Origin of the sequence: Pigmentiphaga humi, assembly GCF_900606115.1 — a bacterium.
GTDB lineage: Bacteria > Pseudomonadota > Gammaproteobacteria > Burkholderiales > Burkholderiaceae_B > Pigmentiphaga > Pigmentiphaga humi.
Map to the genome: position 1 here is coordinate 37746 of NZ_UWPJ01000022.1, position 18392 is coordinate 56137.

Consider the following 18392-nt stretch of genomic DNA (forward strand, 5'->3'; position numbering starts at 1 on the left):
CAAGACATGCCAGACGACCGCAACAACCCGATCACCCGCAGAACCTTCCTGGCGGCCGGCGCCGGCCTGGCCGTGGCCGCCGCGCCCGCTGCGCGCGCCCAGGACAGCGCCTACCCCAGCCGCACCGTGCGCGTCATCGTGCCGTTCCCGGCCGGCGCCGGCGCCGATTCCAACGCGCGCCTGGTCGCGCAGAAGCTGACCGAGCGGCTGGGCCAATCCGTCATCGTGGACAACCGGCCCGGCGCCAACGGCATCATCGGCACCGAGGCCGTCGCCAGGGCGGCGCCGGACGGCTATACCGTGCTGTTCGTCGACCGCGGTGCGCTGGGCATCAACCCCAGCCTGTACAAGAAGCTGCCCTACGATCCGCTGAAGGATTTCTCCTACGTGGGCATCGCCGTCTGGGGGCCTTATGTGCTGGTGGCCGGGTCCAAGCAGCCGGCGCGCACCATGCAGGAACTCGTCGCGGCCGCCCGCAAAGCGCCCGGCCGGCTGACCTACGCCAGCTTCGGCAACGGCAGCATGACCCAGCTGGGCACCGAATCGCTGTGCGCGCGCCTGGGCATGCAGCTCACGCACGTGCCCTACAAGGGCGGCGCGCCGGCATTGACCGCGGCCATGTCGGGCGAAGTCGACATGGCGCTGGTCACCATCGGGCCGGCCCTGGGGGCGATACGCGAAGGCCGCGTGCGGCCGCTGCTGGTCGGCGGCAGCCGGCGCTTCCCCTTGCTGCCCGACGTTCCGGCCGTCACCGAGATCGGCGGCGAGGAGAACACCATCCCGCACACCTACTTCGGCTTCGCGCTGCCTGCGGGCGCGCCCGCCGCGATCCGCGATCGGCTTTCCCGCGAAGTGCGCGAGGTGCTGGCCGACCGCGCGATCCGCGCCCAGCTGGCCGCCAACGGCTTCGAACCGGCACAAGGCACGCCCGAGGAAATGCGCGCCACCGTCGAACGCGACATCGCCGCCTTCGGCCAGCTTGCGCGCGAGCTGAAGATCCAGCCCGAATGAGCATGCTGCCGGCACGATAATGGCAGGGATGGAATAATCGCGGTCAGCCGCCGGGCGTCCCCGGCGGCCGGACGCACACCCAGGATCCGTTCTTTCCCATGCCCGCATTCACCGACACCACGCTCGACCGGATGGCACGCTACCTGCAGCTGGCGTCGCTGTTCCGCAATAAGATCATCACTGGGGATTGGCCCGTCGGCGGCCGCATCCCCAACGTTGCGGATCTTGCCGAGCGCTTCGAAGTGGCTCGCGGCACGATCCGCGAAGCGCTCGGCGTGCTGGAAGACGAAGGCCTGATCGAGCGCTTCCGCGCCAAGGGCAGCTTCGTGCGCAACACGCCCAAGGAACGCAGCGCGCACCGCCTGGCGATAGACTGGGCCTCGCTGATCTCCGCCCACGAGGGCGCGGGCATCGAAGTACTGGAACAGCACGATCTGGACGAACTGCCCGCCTTCGCAGCGGGCGAAGGCGAACCGGCCCGGCGCTACACCATGATGCGCAGGCTGCACTCGCGCGACGGCCATCCCTACCTGGCGGCGCGCTTCATTCTCGACCAGGAGCTGTTCGAACAAGGCCCCCCGGAGCGCTTCCGGCACGAGGCCACGCTGCCCATCCTGCACGAGGTCGCCGGCAAGCGCATCGCCCAGGCCAACCAGGTCATGACCATAGGCAGCGCCGACCGCGACATGGCCGCCTTGCTCGAATTGCCGATGAACGCGCCCGTGGCGCACGTCGTGCGCCGGGCCATCGATACTTCGGGCCGGCTGATCTATGTCGGGGAAGGGATATACCGCGGGGATTCGGTCAGGCTGGAGATCGCGCTGATCTGAAGCAGGCGGCGCGCGGGTTCAGAGCAGCTTGTCCAGCACGGCCATCACGCCTACGGCGACGACGAGCAGCGAACCCAGCTTGATGGTCATGCGTTGCTCCAGGAGGCGCAGCTCGCCTTTGAGCGAGGCTTCGATCCGTTCGCCATCTGCATGGGTAAGCAGATCTCCCGTACTGGCGCCCAGCACGTGCGCCAGCGCTTCGGCCTGGGCTTCCGCCAAGGGCGCGGCCATGCCGGCCTGCTGCAGGCGTTTGGAATACTGCAAGGTATCGAAGGTCAGGGCGGCGGTCATGGGCACATTCTAGCCCGCATCGCGTCCATGAAAAACTACGGGCAGGACGTTTCCGTCCTGCCCGTTCCACTCGAAACCGCTGCGTTTCCCGCCCTCAAGCCCCGAGCCGCACCTTGGCTTCGCGGTACTTGTCGGAGGTGCGCTCCAGCACGTGCTGCGGCAGGCGCGGCGCGGGCGCGGTCTTGTTCCAGGGCTGGGTTTCCAGCCAGTCGCGCACGAACTGCTTGTCGAACGACGGGGGACTGGTGCCGGGCTTGTAGGAATCGGCCGGCCAGAAGCGCGAGGAGTCGGGCGTCAGCACCTCGTCCATCAAATGCAGCACGCCTTTGTCGTCCAGGCCGAACTCGAACTTGGTATCGGCGATGATGATGCCGCGCTGGGCCGCGTATTCCGAGGCTTCGCGGTAGATCCGCAGCGACACGTCGCGGATCTGCTCGGCCAGTTGCTGGCCGACTTCCCTGACCACGTGGTCGAAGCTGACGTTCTCGTCGTGCTCGCCCAGCTCGGCCTTGGCGGCCGGCGTGAAGATGGGTTCGGGCAGTTTCTGCGCCTGCACCAGCCCGGCCGGCAGCTGGATGCCGCAGACCGCGCCGGTCTGCTGGTAGTCCTTCCAGCCCGAGCCGATCAGGTAGCCGCGCACCACGGCTTCGACCAGCACGGGCTTGAGGCGCTTGACCACCACCGCCCGGCCGGCGACCTGCTCGCGCTCGCCCGGCTCGACCACGCTCTCCGGCGCCACGCCGGTGGTGTGGTTGGGGATGATGTGCGCGAGCCTGTCCAGCCAGAAATTGGTGAGCGAGTTCAGCACTTCGCCCTTGCCGGGGATGGGGTCGTCGAGAATGACGTCGAACGCCGACAGGCGGTCGGACGTCACGATCAGCAGCTTGTCGTCCCCGACGGCATACATGTCGCGCACTTTGCCGCGCGCCAGCAGCGGCAGGGAACGAATGGTGGATTGGTAGAGCGGTGCGGACATGATGCGGCCTGCTTCGACGGTTGAGTGCTTATTTGACGATTTGGGCCAATTTGCCAGAAGCGTAGTCGGCGGCGATCTGGCTGAGCGGGATCGACTTGATCTTGCCGGCGTTGCCGGCGGTGCCGAACTGGTTGTAGCGCTCGACGCAGATCTTCTTGGCAGCGGCGCGGGCGGGCTTGAGGTACTCGCGCGGGTCGAACTTGGAAGGGTTCTCGGCCAGGAACTGGCGGATCGCGGCCGTCATCGCCAGGCGGATGTCGGTGTCGATGTTGATCTTGCGCACGCCGTGCTTGATGGCTTCCTGAATTTCCTCGACCGGCACGCCGTAGGTTTCCTTCATGTCGCCGCCGAATTCGCGGATGATGGCCAGCAGGTCCTGCGGCACGCTGGAGCTGCCGTGCATCACCAGGTGGGTGGTCGGCAGGCGGCGGTGGATTTCCTTGATGCGGTCGATGGCCAGGATGTCGCCGCTGGGCTTGCGCGAGAACTTGTAGGCGCCATGGCTGGTGCCGATGGCGATGGCCAGCGCATCGATCTGGGTGCGCTTGGCGAAGTCGGCGGCCTGCTCGGGATCGGTCAGCAGTTGCTCGCGGGTCATGGTGCCCTCGGCGCCGTGGCCGTCTTCCTTGTCACCCTTCATGGTTTCGAGCGAGCCCAGGCAGCCCAGCTCGCCTTCGACCGAAATGCCCTGCACGTGGGCCATCTTGACCACCTGGGTGGTGACGTCTACGTTGTAGTCGTAGTCGGCGATGGTCTTGCCGTCGGCCAGCAGCGAGCCGTCCATCATGACGCTGGAGAAGCCCATGGCGATGGCGCCCTTGCAGACGTCGGGCGACTGGCCGTGGTCCTGGTGCATGACCACGGGGATGTGGGGATAGGACTCGACCGCCGCGGCGATCAGCGCCTTCAGGAAGCCTTCGCCGGCATACTTGCGGGCGCCGGCCGAGGCCTGCATGATGACCGGGCTGTCGGTCTCGTCGGCCGCTTCCATGATGGCCTGGACCTGTTCCAGGTTGTTGACGTTGAACGCCGGGATGCCGTAGCCGTTCTCTGCCGCGTGGTCCAGCAGTTGGCGCATGGAAACGAGTGCCATAGTGTGCTCCTGAATGTCCTGAATGATATGGGAATGGGTTGCCGGGTCAGCCTTTCTGGCCCACCCGCACGATTTTCAGCGTATTGGTTCCACCGGGCGAGCCCATGGGCTCGCCTACCGTAAACACGATCAGGTCGCCCAGGCTCGCAACGCCCTTCTCGACCAGCAGCTTCTCGGCCGCCAGCAGCGCGGCGTCGCGGTCGCCGACGTCCTCGAGCTGCAGCGTGCGCACATTGCGGTACAGCGCCACTTTACGCTGGGTCGCCAGGCGCGATGTCAGCGCGTAAATCGGCGTCGCGCTATCGTGGCGGCTCATCCACAGCGTGGTCGAGCCCGAATGCGTCAGCGCGCAGATGGCCTTGCAGCGCATGTGGTGCGCCGTGAACAGCGCGGCGCAGGCAATGGACTGGTCCACGCGCAGGAAGGTCTGGTCGAGGAAATCCTTGTCCAGCGCGGAATGCTGGGACTTCTCCGCCTCGATGCAGATCGAGGCCATGGTCTCGATGGTTTCCACCGGATAGCGGCCCACCGCCGTCTCGGCCGACAGCATGACCGCGTCGGTCCCGTCGAGCACCGCGTTGGCCACGTCGGACACTTCGGCGCGCGTGGGCATCGCATTGGTGATCATGGATTCCATCATCTGCGTGGCCGTGATGACGGTGCGATTGCGCGAACGCGCCATCTGGATCATGCGCTTCTGCAGCGCCGGCACGGCCGCCGCGCCGACCTCGACGGCCAGGTCGCCGCGCGCCACCATGATGCCGTCCGAAGCGTCGATGATTTCCTCGAGCACGGCGATGGCCTCGGCCCGCTCGATCTTGGCGATCAGCTGCGGGCGCGGCCCCGATCCGGCGGCGACGGCCACCAATTGGCGCGCCATTTCCATATCGGTGCGGTTCTTGGGGAAGCTGATGGCGATGTAGTCCACGCCCATCTGCACCGCGGTGCGCAGGTCTTCCATGTCCTTGGCGGTCAGCGCCGGCGCGGTCAGGCCGCCGCCCTGGCGGTTGATGCCCTTGTTGTTGGACAATTCCCCGCCGACCACGACTTCGGTATGGATCTCGGTGCCCGAGACGCGCACGACGCGCAGCCGGATCAGGCCGTCGTTGAGCAGCAGGATGTCGCCCGCGCGCACGTCGCGCGGCAGGTCGGGGTAATCCAGCCCCACCTTGCCGTCGTCGCCCAGTTCGCAGGAGGCATCGAGGATGAAGGGCTGGCCGGGCTGCAGCTCGACCTTGCCGTCGGCGAACTTGCCGACGCGGATCTTGGGGCCCTGCAGGTCGGCCATGATCGCAACCTCGCGCTCACAGGCCGCCGCGGCCTCCCGGACCATCTGGCCCCGCGCCAGGTGATCCTGCGCGGTGCCGTGGGAAAAATTGAGCCGCACGACATCCACGCCGGCACGGATCATCCGTGCCAGCATCTCGGCCGAGCTGGAAGCGGGGCCGAGTGTCGCGACGATTTTGGTGGCGCGTGCGGCGATCAGGTCCATAGCGATCAGGCGCCCTGGCGGGCGCGCTCCTCCAGGATGGCGACGGCGGGCAGCGACTTGCCTTCCAGGAACTCCAGGAACGCGCCGCCGCCAGTAGAAATGTAGCCCACTTGTTCGGTGATGCCGTACTTGGCGATCGCCGCCAGGGTATCGCCGCCGCCGGCGATCGAGAACGCCTTCGACGCCGCGATGGCGCGCGCCAGGGTCTCGGTGCCGTGCGAGAACGCGTCGAACTCGAATACGCCCACCGGGCCGTTCCAGACGATGGTGCCGGCGGCCTCGAGCAGCCCGGCCAGGCGCGCGGCCGTCTGCGGGCCGATGTCCAGGATCAGGTCGTCGGCCGCGACGTCCGCGGCGCCCTTGGTCTGGGCCGGCGCATCGGCGGCGAAGGTCTTGGCGCACACCACGTCGGTCGGGATGGGCACGGCGGCGCCGCGCTTCTCCATGACCTCGATGATGGCCTTGGCCTCGTCCACCAGGTCGGCCTCGGCCAGCGACTTGCCGATGGGCAGTCCCTTGGCCAGCATGAAGGTGTTGGCGATGCCGCCGCCGACAATGAGCTGGTCGACCTTGTCGGCCAGGGTCTTGAGGATGGTCAGCTTGGTCGAGACCTTGGAGCCCGCCACGATGGCCACCAGCGGACGCCGGGGCGCCGACAGCGCGCGGCCCAGGGCATCGAGCTCGGCCGCCAGCAGCGGGCCGGCGCAGGCCACCGGGGCGAAGCGCGCGATGCCGTGCGTGGTGGCCTCGGCGCGGTGCGCGGTGCCGAAGGCGTCGTTGACGTAGACGTCGCACAGCGCAGCCATCTTGCGGGCCAGCGCCTCGTCGTCTTTCTTCTCGCCCTTGTTGACGCGGCAGTTCTCGAGCAGCACGACCTGCCCCGGCTCGACCCGGACGCCATCGGTCCAGCCGGCCAAGAGTTCGACCGGCTGGCCGAGCAGTTCGGCCAGACGTTCGGCCACCACCGCCAGCGAATCGGCAGGCGTCAGGGTGCCCTCGGTGGGACGGCCCAGGTGCGAGGTGACCATGACCGCGGCGCCGGCGTCCAGCGCCAGGCGGATGCCCGGCACCGACGCGCGGATGCGCGTGTCCTCGGTGATCCTGCCCTGGTCGTCCTGGGGCACGTTCAGATCGGCGCGGATGAAGACCCGCTTGCCGGCCAGTTGTCCCTTGGCCGCCAGATCGGCCAGCGTGATGACCTTGCCCATGCTTACTTGGCCGACATCAGCGCGACGGTGGTGTCCAGCATGCGGTTGCTGAAGCCCCACTCGTTGTCGTACCACGACGAGACCTTGACCAGATTGCCGTTGACCTTGGTCAGCGTGGCATCGAAGGTGCTGGAGGCCGGATCGTGGTTGAAGTCGGACGAGACCAGCGGCTCGGTGGTGTAGTTCAGGATGCCCTTGAGCTTGCCTTCCGAGGCTTCCTTGAGGATGGCGTTGACTTCTTCGACGGTGGTGTCGCGCTTGGCGATGAAGGTCAGGTCCACCACCGACACGTTGATGGTCGGAACGCGGATGGCGTAGCCGTCCAGCTTGCCGTTCAGTTCGGGCAGCACCAGGCCGACCGCGGCGGCGGCGCCGGTCTTGGTCGGGATCATGTTCTGCGTGGCCGAGCGGGCGCGGCGCAGGTCTTCGTGGTAGACGTCGGTCAGCACCTGGTCGTTGGTGTAGGCGTGCACGGTGGTCATCAGGCCCGAGACCAGGCCCAGCTTTTCATGCAGCGGCGCGACCAGCGGGGCCAGGCAGTTGGTGGTGCACGAGGCGTTGGAAATCACGGTGAAGTCGGACTTGAGCACGTCCTGGTTCACGCCGAACACCACGGTGGCGTCCACGTCCTTGCCGCCGGGGGCCGAGATGATGACTTTCTTGGCGCCGCCCTTCAGGTGGGCGCCGGCCTTTTCCTTGGAGGTGAAGAAGCCGGTGCACTCCATGACCACGTCCACGCCCAGCTCGCCCCAGGGCAGTTCGGCCGGGTTGCGGTTGGCCAGCACGCGGATCTTGTCGCCGTTGACGACCATGTAGTCGCCCTCGACCGTGACGGTGCCGGGGAACTTGCCATGGGCCGTGTCGAAGCGGGTCAGGTGGGCATTGGTCTTGGGATCGCCCAGATCGTTGATAGCAACGATCTCGATATCGTGCTTCTTGCCGCCTTCGTAGTGGGCGCGCAGGACGTTGCGGCCGATGCGGCCATAGCCATTGATCGCGACACGGATGGTCATGGTATTTCCTTTGCCTTTGATAAGAAGAATTTTCGACGACTCGAATGGGCCTCGCCCCGCTCAGCCCACCAGTTTCCGAACGGCCTCGACGACGCGCTCGGCGGTAAATCCGAAATGCTTGAACAATACGCCGGCCGGCGCGGATTCGCCGTAGCTGTCGATGCCTACGACCTCGCCTTCCAGCCCCACGTACTTGCGCCAGTAATCGGTCACGCCGGCCTCGACGGCCACGCGCGGCAGGCTCTTGGGCAGCACGCGCTGGCGCCACGCCGCGTCCTGGCGGTCGAAGGCCTGGGTGCAGGGCATGGAGACCACGCGCACGAACACGTCCTGCTGCGCCAGGGCTTCCTGCGCGGCCAGCGCCAGCGCGATCTCGGAGCCGGTGGCGATGATGACGGCGCGCGGGTTCAGCGCGTCGCGCAGCACGTAGCCGCCGCGCGCGATCTCGGCGATGGTGGCCTGGTCGCGCTCGACGAAGGGCAGATTCTGGCGCGACAGCAGCAGCGCGCTCGGGCCGCCCGCCTTCACGTCCATGCCCACGCTGGCCGGGCGGCCGACCGCAGCGCCCCACGCCACCGCGGTCTCGATGGTGTCGCAGGGACGCCAGACGTCCAGGTTGGGAATCAGGCGCAGGCTGGCCGCATGCTCGATCGACTGGTGGGTGGGGCCGTCTTCGCCCAGGCCGATGGAGTCGTGGGTGAACACGAAGGCCACGCGCTGCTTCATCAGCGCCGCCATGCGCAGGGCATTGCGGGAATAGTCGGAGAACGTCAGGAAGGTGCCGCCGAACGGCAGGTAGCCGCCGTGCAGCGCGATGCCGTTCATGATGGCGCTCATGCCGAATTCGCGCACGCCGTAGTTGATGTGGCGGCCGAACTCGATGCCGTCCTTGCCGGCGCGCACCGGCGCCACGCCTTTCCAGTCGGTGTAGTTGGAGCCGGTCAGGTCGGCCGAGCCGCCCAGCAGTTCCGGCAGGATGCCGGCCAGCGCGGTGATGCTCAGCTGCGAGGCCTTGCGGGTGGCCAGGGTTTCCTGCTTGGCATTGGTCTCGGCCACGAAGGCGGCGAACTTCTCGGCGAAGTCGGCCGGCAGGTCGCTGCGCATGCGGCGCTCGAATTCCCTGGCCTCGGCGGGGAACTGGGAGGCGTACTTGGTGAACAATTCGTTCCAGGCGCCTTCGAACTGCGTACCGCGCTGCTTGGCGTCCCAGAAGGCATAGGCTTCGGCGGGAATCTCGAACGGCGCGTAGGGCCAGCCGATGGCGTCGCGCGTGGCGGCGATTTCCTTGTCGCCCAGCGGCGAGCCGTGGACCTTGTCGGTGCCCTGCATGCCGGGCGAACCCTTGCCGATCACGGTGCGGCATTCGATCAGCGTAGGGCCGGCATGGGCGGCCTTGGCCTGGGCGATGGCGGCCTCGACCGCCTGGGCGTCATGGCCGTCCACGCCACGGATCACGTTCCAGCCATAGGCCTCGAAGCGCTTGGCGGAGTCGTCGGCGAACCAGTCCTTGATCTCGCCGTCGATGGAGATGCCGTTCGAGTCGTACAGCACGATCAGCTTGGACAGCTTGAGCGTGCCCGCCAGCGAGCAGACTTCGTGCGAGATGCCTTCCATCAGGCAGCCGTCGCCGACGAAGGCGTAGGTGTAGTGATCGACGATGGGCAGGCCCGGGCGGTTGAACTCCGCCGCCAGCAAGGCCTCGGCCAGCGCCATGCCGACCGCGTTGGAGATGCCCTGCCCCAGCGGGCCGGTGGTGGTTTCGACTCCGGGGGTGATGCCCACTTCGGGGTGGCCGGGCGTCTTGGAGTGCAATTGGCGGAAACTGCGCAGCTCGTCCATGGACAGGTCGTAGCCCGTCAGGTGCAGCAGCGAGTAGATCAGCATCGAGCCGTGGCCGTTGGACAGCACGAAGCGGTCGCGGTCGGCCCAGGCCGGATTGGCGGGATTGTGGCGCAGGTGTCCGTGCCAGAGGGCCAGCGCGATCTCGGCCATGCCCATGGGCGCGCCGGGATGGCCGGAGTTGGCCTTCTGGACGGCGTCCATCGAGAGGGCGCGGATGGCATCCGCCATGTTGAGTTGGGGGGCGGCTTGGTTGCTCATGAGGACACTCGTTCCGACGGGAAATCCCGCAGCTACAAAGCTTTCGAGTTTAACATTCGTCCATGGCCCCCGCCCTCGCGGGGGTCGGAACGTTCGTTGCCAGTTATATCCGTTACGCCGCCATGCCACTGCCCCGCTTCCATATCGACCTGCCCATGAGCCCCGGCGCGCGCCTGGCGCTGCCCGACGCCATCGCCCACCATGCGCTGCGCGTGCTGCGCCTGCGCGAAGGCGAGGCGATCGTGGTGTTCGACGGCCGCGGCGGCCAGTATCCGGCGGTGCTCGAGGCCGAAGGCAAGCGCGGCTACGCCCGGCTCGGCGCACACGACGCGCGCGAGGCCGAATTGCCCGGCCGCATCGTGCTGGCGCAGGCCATTCCGTCGGGCGACAAGATGGACTGGGTCATCGAGAAAGCGGTGGAGGTCGGCGCGGCGGCGATCCAGCCGCTGGCGGCCGCGCGCAGCGTGCTCAGACTGTCCGGAGAGCGCCTGGAAAAGCGCCTGCAGCACTGGCGGCGGGTGGCCGTGGCGGCCTGTGAGCAATGCGGCCGCAACCGCGTTCCGGAGGTCGGCGCGCCGCTCACGCCGCAGCAATGGCTGGAGACGCCGCCGGCGGACGGCGCGGTGCGCCTGTTGTGCGATCCCGACGCCGGCGTGCGCCTGACCGACTGGGCCGGCGCGCCGGCCGCGCCGCCCGCCGCCATCGAATTGCTGGTGGGGCCGGAAGGCGGCTGGTCGGACGAGGAATACGCGCTCGCACAGCGCCACGGCGTGCGCATGGTCCGCTTCGGCGACCGCATCCTGCGGACCGAGACCGCCGGCACCGCGCTGGTTTCGGCGCTCAGCGCCAAGCTGGGCTGGATCTGACGCTGCCCCCACGGCGCGCGGGCCTCAGCCGGGAATCACGCCGCAGGCCATGCGCGCGCCGCCGCCGCCCAGCGGCAGCGGGTGGTCGGAGTGGTTGTCGCCGCCCATGTGCACCATCAGCGAACGCCCCTTGATGTCTGCCAGCGACTTGAGCCGCGGCGCCAGCACGGGGTAGGACGCCTTGCCTTCGGTGTCGACCACCAGCGCCGGCAAGTCGCCCAGGTGCGCGCCGTCGTCCCAGGGCTCGCCGTGCTTGCCGGTTTTCTTGGGGTCCAGGTGCCCCCCTGCGGCCAGCGCGGCGACCGGCTTGCCGTCCTGCCGGCCCGGCTCGCAGCTCGGGTTGGCATGCACGTGGAAACCGTGCATGCCCGGCGCCAGGCCTTTCAATTCGGGACGGAACACCAGCCCGTAGGCGGTTTCCGCCACCTTCACCGTGCCCAGGTCGCGCCCCTTGCCCTGGGCGTCGACGGCGGAGACGGGAATGGACAGATCGGCCCAGGCCGGCGCGCCGGCCAGCGACAATGCCAACGCGAACCCCAAGTGCAGCTTCATGGCGAACTCCTTTGGTAGTGATGCACCCGGCGGCGTCAGCCGGCCGGCGGCGCGATCGCGGCCGGCTCGGCGGCGCCATCGGCCTTGTCCAGGATGAAAGCAAAGGTCTTGCCGTTCTCGCGCGCGAACTCGACCACGTCCTCGCCCACTTGCGCGATGGCCGGCGCATGCTCGGCCAGGCCCGGGTCGTCTTCGTGGATCCGGCGCAGCGCCAGCACCATGCCGACATCCTGGTCCAGCACGGTGTCGCACAGACAGTCGTAGAGGGCATCCAGGTTGCCGCCGAAATGCTCGGGAAAATCGACCGCGTTGGCGATGGCGCGCAGCACCGCCGACTTGCTCTTGGCGCGCGAACAGTCCACGTCGAACAGCGCCAGCTTCAAGGCCTGCGATTCCCGCTTGAGCGCCTGCGCGTCAATGCCCCGCCCATGCAGGGCGCCGCCTGTCGTGAGGCACTCGCTCAGTGTTTTCGCGTCCAGGGACATGGCTTACTCCCGTATGCGCCGGAACGATGCGTAGTGATCGGATGTATACCAGTATTCGCCGCTGGTGGCCGGATCGCCGGTGCCGCCCCTGCCGGCGACGATGCGGCGCGCGCCGCGGTTGCGCGCGCCCGGCGTGGGTACCGTGTACTCGATATAGTAACCACGCTGCCGCTGCGGCAAAAGCCGCTCGCGGTTATAAAACGTGATCCCGTCGCGCGGATGGGCAAACGGCCGCCGCGCCTGGATCTGCACCAGCACCTGCCGCGCCTCGGGCGGCAGGTCGCGCAGTTCGACGACGCCAGGCCCGCCACGCCCCCAGGCTGCCGCTGCGAGCGCGGCGAACAACAGTCCTGCCGCGAGCCAGCCCAGCAGGCCGCCGGCCCGGCGCGCCGCGACATTGCTGCGTGACATGGCTACTCCTCGTCCGTGCGGAAAAAGGCGAGCACCTCTGCGCTGCGGTCCAGCGTATCGCCAAACCCCAGGGCGATCAACTCGCGCGTATATCCCGGTTCGAACATGAGGTACGAGGCGAACGAGGTGCCGGTCGCCTCGTCGTTGTCGGCGGACGCGCCCATCCCGCGCAGCAGCGTGCGCAAGGTGCCCGGCAGGCTGTCCAGGTGGCGCCCGGCGATCTCGTCCAGCCGCTGGCTCGGGGAAATCGCCAGCACCCTGACCGGGCGCAGCGGGCCGCGCCAGCGTTCGGCGGCGGGCAGCCTCGCCAGCGTCTGGTTGATGCGCGTCACCCGCTCGATGTCGGAATCCAGGCTGTCCAGGAAGATATTGGAAAGCGCGTGGCCGCCTATCTGCGCCAGGGTCGGATAGGCGGCCCCGGCCGCGCGGCGCTGCGGATCGACCTCGGTATCGGTGCGGCCGCCGCCGACGATCAGCACGCGCGTCGCGCCCAGATGGATGGCCGGGCTGATCGGCGCCAGCTGACGCATCGAACCGTCGCCGCACCACTCCGGCTCGCCATGCACCAGCAGGCGCCGCGCCGGAAAGATGAAAGGAATCGCGCTCGATGCCAGCAGGTGGTCGACGCCGATCTCGGATCGCACCGCCGCGCGCAGCGAGCGCCGCCAGGGTTCGATCTCGTAGGCCGACTGGTAAAAAGTGATGTGCTGGCCGGAGGTGTAGCCGGTGGCCGCGATGGCCAGCGCCTGCACTACCCCGCCTGCGAGATTGGCCTGCAGCCGACCGAAATCCAGCACGCCGCGCAACAATTCGCCCAACGGCTCGTTATCGAGCAGCGAAGGCCGTTTCTTGCGTCCGACCCGCGCCAGCATCAGCCCGAAGGACAGCATGGACAGCCAGCCGCTGCGGCTCAGTCCCTGGAGCGCATCGGTGCGGTAGACCTGGTTGCAATGGAAGTTCTCCCATACGTCCAGCATGTGCTGGACGGTCAGCGCCAGGCGGTCGGCGCCGCAGGCCAGCACGGCGGCATTGATGGCGCCGGCCGAGGTGCCGCACAGGATGTGGAAGGGATTGGCATGCAGGCCGCCGGGCCGCTGGCCCAGGATGTGCAGGATGGCCTTGAGCACCCCCACCTGGTAGGCGGCGCGAGCGCCGCCTCCGGCGAGGATGAGGCCAGTGCATGCGGGACGCAGCACCGGCAGGGTGGAGGCCGCGCGCGCGGCCTCCCGGACGGGATCAGCGCTGGCCGCTGCCATCCAGGCGCGAGGCGTTGGCATCCATGACGGCCAGCGCGGTCATATTGATGATGCGCCGCACCGTCGAGCTGGGTGTCAGAATGTGGACCGGCGCCTGGCAGCCCAGCAGAATGGGGCCGATGGCCACGTTGTTGCCGGCCGCCGTCTTGAGCAGGTTGTAGGCGATGTTGGCGGACTCGATGGTCGGGCACACCAGCAGGTTGGCCTCGCCCTTGAGCGTGCTGTCGGGCATGACGCGGTTGCGCACGGACTCGTCGAGCGCGCAGTCGCCATGCATCTCGCCGTCGATCTCCAGCCAGGAAGCACGCTCCTGGATCAGCGCCAGGGCTTCGCGCATCTTGGCGGCCGAGGGCGCGTTGCTGGTGCCGAAGTTCGAGTGCGACAGCAGCGCCGCCTTGGGCTCCACGCCCAGGCGCTTCATTTCCTCGGCGGCCATGATCGTGATCTCGGCCAGTTGCTCGGCGCTCGGGTTCTCGTTGACGTGGGTATCGACCAGCACGACGGTGCGCTGGGGCAGCACCAGGAAGTTCATCGCGGCGTAGACCTTGGCCTGCGAGTTGCGGCCGATGACCTCGTCGACGAATTGCAGGTGGTTGGTGTAGGGGCCGACCGTGCCGCAGATCATGCCGTCGGCGTCGCCCTGGCGCACCATCATCGCGCCGATCAGCGTCAGGCGGCGGCGCATCTCGATCTTGGCGTATTCCTTGGTGATGCCCTTGCGCTGGGTCAGCTCCCAATAGATCTGGGAGTAGTGGCGATGGCGCTCGTCGAACTCGGTGTTGGTGACCTCGACGTCGTGGCCCAGGCGCAGGCGCAGGCCGAGTTTCTCGATGCGCTTGGCCAGCACGGCCGGACGGCCCACCAGGATGGGCCTGGCCAGGCCGTCGTCGACCACCGCCTGCACGGCGCGCAGCACGCGCTCGTCTTCGCCCTCGGTGTAGACGATTCGGGCCTTGCCGCCGTCGCGCACCGTGCGGCGCGCGGCGCCGTACAGCGGACGCATGAAGGCGCCGGAATGGTAGACGAATTGCTGCAGCTGCTCGACATAGGCGTCCATGTCGACGATGGGCCGCGTGGCCACGCCCGAGTCCATCGCCGCGCGCGCCACGGCCGGCGCGATGCGCACGATCAAGCGCGGGTCGAAAGGCTTGGGAATCAGGTACTCGGGGCCGAACGACAGGTCGTTGACCTCGTAGGCGGCGGCCACGATCTCGCTCTGCTCCTCCCGCGCCAGTTCGGCGATGGCGTGCACGGCGGCGATTTCCATCTCGCGCGTGATGGTGGTCGCGCCCACGTCCAGCGCGCCGCGGAAGATGTACGGGAAGCACAGCACGTTGTTGACCTGGTTCGGATAATCCGAACGGCCGGTGGCGATGACCGCATCGTCGCGCACCGACGTGACCACTTCGGGCAGCACTTCGGGCGTAGGATTGGCCAGCGCCAGGATCAGGGGCTGCTTGGCCATGGACGCGACCATCTCTGGCTTGAGCACGCCGCCGGCGGACAGGCCCAGGAACACGTCGGCGCCGTCGATGACCTCGGCCAGCGTGCGCGTATCGGTTTCCTTGGCGAAACGCTCCTTGTCGGGATCCATCAGCGTCGGGCGGCCCTTCCAGACCACGCCGTCGATGTCGGTGACCCAGATGTGCTCCACCGGCAGGCCGAGATCCACCAGCAGGTTCAGGCAGGCCAGCGCCGCGGCGCCCGCGCCCGAGGTGACCAGCTTGACGTTCTCGATGCTCTTGCCGACCACCGCCAGGCCATTGATCACCGCCGCCGCCACCGTGATGGCGGTGCCGTGCTGGTCGTCGTGGAATACCGGGATGTTCATGCGCTCGCGCGCTCTGCGCTCGACCGCGAAGCACTCGGGCGCCTTGATGTCCTCGAGGTTGATCCCGCCGAAGGTAGGCTCGAGCGCGGCGATGATGTCGACCAGTTTGTCGGGGTCGGTTTCATTGACCTCGATGTCGAACACGTCGATGCCGGCGAACTTCTTGAACAGGACGGCCTTGCCCTCCATCACGGGCTTGGAGGCCAGCGCGCCGATGTTGCCCAGGCCCAGCACCGCGGTGCCGTTGGAGATCACCCCCACCAGGTTGCCGCGCGCGGTGTAGCGGAACGCCGCGGCCGGATCGTCGACGATGGCCTCGCAGGCCGCGGCTACCCCCGGGGAATACGCCAGCGCCAGATCGCGCTGGTTGAGAAGTTGCTTGGTCGGGGCAATCGAAATCTTGCCCGGACGACCTTGCTCGTGATAGGCAAGCGCAGACTTGCGCAGATTGGGGTCGAGCGGTTGAGCCATGGACATACGCCCCGGGGAAGGGGTTACACAAAAGTTGGGCAAGGAGCGGATTATCCGCCGGTCAGACACGTTACACAACCGGAGAGGGAAAAACGCCTCCCGGATCGAAGGCGGCCTTGATGTAGGCGTCGAGCCGGTCGGCGGGGGTTTCGCGGCCGGAGCCTGCGCCCTCGCGCTCCCGGGCATCCCGCAGCGGCACAGGCGTGCCGGCCGCGCGCAGGCGCAGGCGCAGTCGCACCGGCCAGGCCAGGGCGCCTGCGCTGCCCAGCAGCAGGTGGGCCGGATTCGGTACGGCATCGCGCTCCGGCGCCGGCGCATGCGGCACCATCGCGTCGATGCGGTAGCCTCCGCTCCAGGCCGGCTGCGCCATCAGGCCGGCCACCGCGGGGTCGGCGGACAGCTGGAACAGCTCGGGCACGAGCCGGCTGCCCGCGGCGCTGCGCAGCGGCTGGGTCGAATCCGCGCCGAAAGGCCCGAGTTGCTCGAAGGCCCCTCCGGCCAGCATGACCTGCGCCGCATCCAGTCCCGAATCTGCGCAGCGGCCCGGCAGCCAGCCGTGCGTACGCTGCAGCCAGCGGCCGATGGGCTCGGCGTCGGCACCCTCGTGCCATTGCCAGGCGGAGCCGGCCAGGCGGGCGCGCAGCGACGCCATCGTGCATCCGGCCTGCACCACCGCGATGCCGTGCCGTTCGTCGAACGATTCGATGGCGTCCATGGCGGTTTCGTCCAGCAGCAGCCACTGGCGGTCGGCCGGCAGCGCCTGTTCCGGCGTGGCGGACGGCACCAGCAGCACGCCGAACTCGGCGCACAGCGCGCGGGCGTGATAAACGTCCTCTTCCCGCGCCGCGGCCAGGCGCGCGCGGCCGGGCGTGCCGGGCGCGGCGGTCTCGTCGCTCACGGCTCCCTTGGCCTGGCGCGCCAGGCGCTGGCAGAACGCGGTCCACGGCGTATCCGACAGCATGCGCGGCAGGAAAAAGGCACGGCGGCCAGGCTTCATGGCCGTCCTTCCCAAGCGAATGGCGGCGCCGGACGCCGGCCGCGCTCCATCATGGGCATGGCCGGCAACGGGCGAAAAGAAGATGGCCTGTTCATGTCCGGCATTGTATCGTTCCGCCATGCTCCGCCTCTCCCCCCGCATTGCCCGCATTTCCCCTTTCCAGGCCATGGAAGTCGTCAAGCAGGCCGCCGCGCTGCAGGCGTCCGGACGGGATATCGTGCAGATGAGCATAGGCGAACCCGATTTCACCGCCGTTCCGGCGGTGGTCGAGGCCCTGGAGCGCGCCGCGCGCGAAGGCCGCACCCAGTACACCGAGGCTGTCGGCCTGGCCGCGCTGCGCGAGGCCATCGCCGGCTTCTACCAGACCCGTTTCGGCGCCCGCGTGGACCCGTCGCGCATCATCGTCACCGCCGGCGCATCCGGCGCGCTGATGCTGGCCTGCACGGCGCTGCTCGATGCCGGGGCGCAGGTGCTCATGCCGGACCCCACCTATCCGGCCAACCGCCACATCGTCACCGCGGCCGGCGGCGAACCCGTGCTGATCCCGGCCGGGCCGGCAGACCGCTTCCAGCTCTCGGCCGAGCACGTGCGCCGCCATTGGACGCCCCGCACGGCCGGCGCGATCGTCGCGTCGCCCGGCAACCCCACCGGCACCTCCGTCGCGCCCGACGCGCTGGCCGAACTCGTGCGCGAAGTCCGCAGCCGGCAGGGCTTCACGCTGGTGGACGAGATCTACCTCGGACTGGGCTACGACGCCGAACGCCGCTCGGCCGTGGCGCTCGGCGACGACCTGATCATCGTCAACAGCTTCTCGAAGTATTTCCACATGACCGGCTGGCGCCTGGGCTGGCTGGTCGTTCCGCCGCAACTGGTTTCCGCTTTCGAGAAACTTGCGCAGAACCTGGTGATCTGCGCCCCGACGCTGTCGCAGCATGCGGCGCTGGCCTGCTTCGCGCCCGACTCGCTCGCCATTTTCGAGGCGCGCCGGCAGGCCTTCCGCGAGCGCCGCGACTACCTGCTGCCGGAGTTCGAACGTCTCGGCCTGCACGTTCCGGTCGCGCCGGACGGCGCCTTCTATATCTATGCCGACGTGCGTGCCCATGCATCGGACAGCACGGCATTCGCCAAGCGCCTGCTGAACGAGGCCGGCGTATGCGCCGTGCCTGGCGCGGATTTCGGCCAGGCCGAAACAGCCGCCTACCTGCGCTTCTCGTACGCCACGGAACTGGCGCGGCTGCGGGAAGGCGTGGCCCGCATGGGACACATGCTGGGCCGCTAAAGCTGCCCTACCCGACGAACAAACAAAAAAGTGCCGGTGTCAAGTCTTTCGTGCCAATCACGCAAGGCTTGAAACCGTATATGGGACAGTAGGTTAGCTCTTTTCCAGGCCACTTTGCAGAAGTTTGGCCGCGTGGGCTAGGAGCCACATAAGAGCGTCGGGAGAGAAAGCCGCATCGCACTGTGTCGTGCTGGATTGCCGAGGAACGGCGGGCCTGTCGCAGCATCATA

Annotated in this window: 17 protein-coding genes; 4 read left to right on the plus strand and 13 right to left on the minus strand. The window is 68.3% G+C overall.

Annotated features, from left to right (window positions below):
- The first annotated feature begins 6 nt into the window (after nucleotides 1-6).
- Nucleotides 7-1011: a Bug family tripartite tricarboxylate transporter substrate binding protein gene (locus tag PIGHUM_RS13360; RefSeq protein ID WP_124080101.1), complete on the plus strand. Its 1005-nt coding sequence runs from the start codon at nucleotides 7-9 to the stop codon at nucleotides 1009-1011.
- A 98-nt stretch (nucleotides 1012-1109) separates the two neighbouring features.
- Entirely contained in the window at nucleotides 1110-1841 is a 732-nt protein-coding gene (locus PIGHUM_RS13365) for a GntR family transcriptional regulator (protein WP_124080102.1), read from the plus strand.
- A gap of 18 nt (nucleotides 1842-1859) precedes the next feature.
- Here PIGHUM_RS13365 and PIGHUM_RS13370 read toward each other — a convergent pair whose 3' ends face one another.
- From PIGHUM_RS13370 to tkt, 7 genes are all read right to left on the minus strand, one after another.
- Nucleotides 1860-2132 (minus strand): DUF1640 domain-containing protein, encoded by a 273-nt coding sequence (locus tag PIGHUM_RS13370; protein WP_124080103.1) that lies wholly within the window; start codon nucleotides 2130-2132, stop codon nucleotides 1860-1862.
- A 94-nt stretch (nucleotides 2133-2226) separates the two neighbouring features.
- Entirely contained in the window at nucleotides 2227-3108 is an 882-nt protein-coding gene (locus PIGHUM_RS13375) for a phosphoribosylaminoimidazolesuccinocarboxamide synthase (protein ID WP_124080104.1), read from the minus strand.
- Nucleotides 3109-3136: 28 nt separating this feature from the next.
- Nucleotides 3137-4201 carry a class II fructose-bisphosphate aldolase gene (gene fba, locus PIGHUM_RS13380; RefSeq protein WP_124080105.1) on the minus strand — a complete coding sequence of 355 codons (1065 nt, stop codon included), beginning with the start codon at nucleotides 4199-4201 and terminating at the stop codon, nucleotides 3137-3139.
- Between the two features lie 46 nt (nucleotides 4202-4247).
- Entirely contained in the window at nucleotides 4248-5693 is a 1446-nt protein-coding gene (pyk, locus tag PIGHUM_RS13385) for a pyruvate kinase (protein WP_124080106.1), read from the minus strand.
- A 5-nt stretch (nucleotides 5694-5698) separates the two neighbouring features.
- On the minus strand, nucleotides 5699-6901 hold the full coding sequence (locus PIGHUM_RS13390) for a phosphoglycerate kinase (protein WP_124080107.1): 1203 nt from the start codon (nucleotides 6899-6901) through the stop codon (nucleotides 5699-5701).
- A 2-nt stretch (nucleotides 6902-6903) separates the two neighbouring features.
- Nucleotides 6904-7914, minus strand: a complete 1011-nt coding sequence (gene gap / locus PIGHUM_RS13395) for a type I glyceraldehyde-3-phosphate dehydrogenase (protein WP_124080108.1) — start codon at nucleotides 7912-7914, stop codon at nucleotides 6904-6906.
- 60 nt (nucleotides 7915-7974) lie between these two features.
- Nucleotides 7975-10014, minus strand: coding sequence for a transketolase (gene tkt, locus PIGHUM_RS13400; protein WP_124080109.1), 2040 nt, complete (start codon nucleotides 10012-10014; stop codon nucleotides 7975-7977).
- A gap of 122 nt (nucleotides 10015-10136) precedes the next feature.
- Here tkt and PIGHUM_RS13405 point away from each other — a divergent pair, with 122 nt between their 5' ends.
- Entirely contained in the window at nucleotides 10137-10880 is a 744-nt protein-coding gene (locus PIGHUM_RS13405) for a 16S rRNA (uracil(1498)-N(3))-methyltransferase (RefSeq protein WP_124080110.1), read from the plus strand.
- Nucleotides 10881-10904: 24 nt separating this feature from the next.
- Here the strand turns inward: PIGHUM_RS13405 and sodC are convergent, their stop codons facing one another.
- The 6 genes from sodC to PIGHUM_RS13435 all read right to left on the minus strand — a co-directional run bounded on the left by sodC (nucleotide 10905) and on the right by PIGHUM_RS13435 (nucleotide 16883).
- Nucleotides 10905-11432: a superoxide dismutase family protein gene (gene sodC, locus PIGHUM_RS13410; protein WP_124080111.1), complete on the minus strand. Its 528-nt coding sequence runs from the start codon at nucleotides 11430-11432 to the stop codon at nucleotides 10905-10907.
- 35 nt (nucleotides 11433-11467) lie between these two features.
- Nucleotides 11468-11917: a barstar family protein gene (locus PIGHUM_RS13415; RefSeq protein ID WP_124080112.1), complete on the minus strand. Its 450-nt coding sequence runs from the start codon at nucleotides 11915-11917 to the stop codon at nucleotides 11468-11470.
- Between the two features lie 3 nt (nucleotides 11918-11920).
- Nucleotides 11921-12328 (minus strand): guanyl-specific ribonuclease, encoded by a 408-nt coding sequence (locus PIGHUM_RS13420; RefSeq protein WP_124080113.1) that lies wholly within the window; start codon nucleotides 12326-12328, stop codon nucleotides 11921-11923.
- Nucleotides 12329-12330: 2 nt separating this feature from the next.
- Nucleotides 12331-13605, minus strand: a complete 1275-nt coding sequence (locus PIGHUM_RS13425) for a patatin-like phospholipase family protein (protein ID WP_246013173.1) — start codon at nucleotides 13603-13605, stop codon at nucleotides 12331-12333.
- Nucleotides 13565-15886, minus strand: a complete 2322-nt coding sequence (locus tag PIGHUM_RS13430) for an NADP-dependent malic enzyme (RefSeq protein WP_187697789.1) — start codon at nucleotides 15884-15886, stop codon at nucleotides 13565-13567. The genes PIGHUM_RS13425 and PIGHUM_RS13430 overlap by 41 nt, the downstream gene beginning before the upstream one ends.
- Before the next feature lie 70 nt (nucleotides 15887-15956).
- Nucleotides 15957-16883, minus strand: coding sequence for an FAD-binding oxidoreductase (locus PIGHUM_RS13435; protein WP_160142257.1), 927 nt, complete (start codon nucleotides 16881-16883; stop codon nucleotides 15957-15959).
- Nucleotides 16884-17001: 118 nt separating this feature from the next.
- Between PIGHUM_RS13435 and PIGHUM_RS13440 the strand changes: the two genes are divergently transcribed.
- Nucleotides 17002-18162, plus strand: coding sequence for a pyridoxal phosphate-dependent aminotransferase (locus PIGHUM_RS13440; RefSeq protein ID WP_124080116.1), 1161 nt, complete (start codon nucleotides 17002-17004; stop codon nucleotides 18160-18162).
- Nucleotides 18163-18392 lie beyond the last annotated feature (230 nt).

Coding starts and splice junctions, on each gene's coding strand:
- PIGHUM_RS13360 (WP_124080101.1), top strand. CDS start 7: ATGCCAGACGACCGCAACAACCCGATCACCCGCAGAACCTTCCTGGCG.
- PIGHUM_RS13365 (WP_124080102.1), top strand. CDS start 1,110: ATGCCCGCATTCACCGACACCACGCTCGACCGGATGGCACGCTACCTG.
- PIGHUM_RS13370 (WP_124080103.1), bottom strand. CDS start 2,132: ATGACCGCCGCCCTGACCTTCGATACCTTGCAGTATTCCAAACGCCTG.
- PIGHUM_RS13375 (WP_124080104.1), bottom strand. CDS start 3,108: ATGTCCGCACCGCTCTACCAATCCACCATTCGTTCCCTGCCGCTGCTG.
- fba (WP_124080105.1), bottom strand. CDS start 4,201: ATGGCACTCGTTTCCATGCGCCAACTGCTGGACCACGCGGCAGAGAAC.
- pyk (WP_124080106.1), bottom strand. CDS start 5,693: ATGGACCTGATCGCCGCACGCGCCACCAAAATCGTCGCGACACTCGGC.
- PIGHUM_RS13390 (WP_124080107.1), bottom strand. CDS start 6,901: ATGGGCAAGGTCATCACGCTGGCCGATCTGGCGGCCAAGGGACAACTG.
- gap (WP_124080108.1), bottom strand. CDS start 7,914: ATGACCATCCGTGTCGCGATCAATGGCTATGGCCGCATCGGCCGCAAC.
- tkt (WP_124080109.1), bottom strand. CDS start 10,014: ATGAGCAACCAAGCCGCCCCCCAACTCAACATGGCGGATGCCATCCGC.
- PIGHUM_RS13405 (WP_124080110.1), top strand. CDS start 10,137: ATGCCACTGCCCCGCTTCCATATCGACCTGCCCATGAGCCCCGGCGCG.
- sodC (WP_124080111.1), bottom strand. CDS start 11,432: ATGAAGCTGCACTTGGGGTTCGCGTTGGCATTGTCGCTGGCCGGCGCG.
- PIGHUM_RS13415 (WP_124080112.1), bottom strand. CDS start 11,917: ATGTCCCTGGACGCGAAAACACTGAGCGAGTGCCTCACGACAGGCGGC.
- PIGHUM_RS13420 (WP_124080113.1), bottom strand. CDS start 12,328: ATGTCACGCAGCAATGTCGCGGCGCGCCGGGCCGGCGGCCTGCTGGGC.
- PIGHUM_RS13425 (WP_246013173.1), bottom strand. CDS start 13,605: ATGCCAACGCCTCGCGCCTGGATGGCAGCGGCCAGCGCTGATCCCGTC.
- PIGHUM_RS13430 (WP_187697789.1), bottom strand. CDS start 15,886: ATGGCTCAACCGCTCGACCCCAATCTGCGCAAGTCTGCGCTTGCCTAT.
- PIGHUM_RS13435 (WP_160142257.1), bottom strand. CDS start 16,883: ATGAAGCCTGGCCGCCGTGCCTTTTTCCTGCCGCGCATGCTGTCGGAT.
- PIGHUM_RS13440 (WP_124080116.1), top strand. CDS start 17,002: ATGCTCCGCCTCTCCCCCCGCATTGCCCGCATTTCCCCTTTCCAGGCC.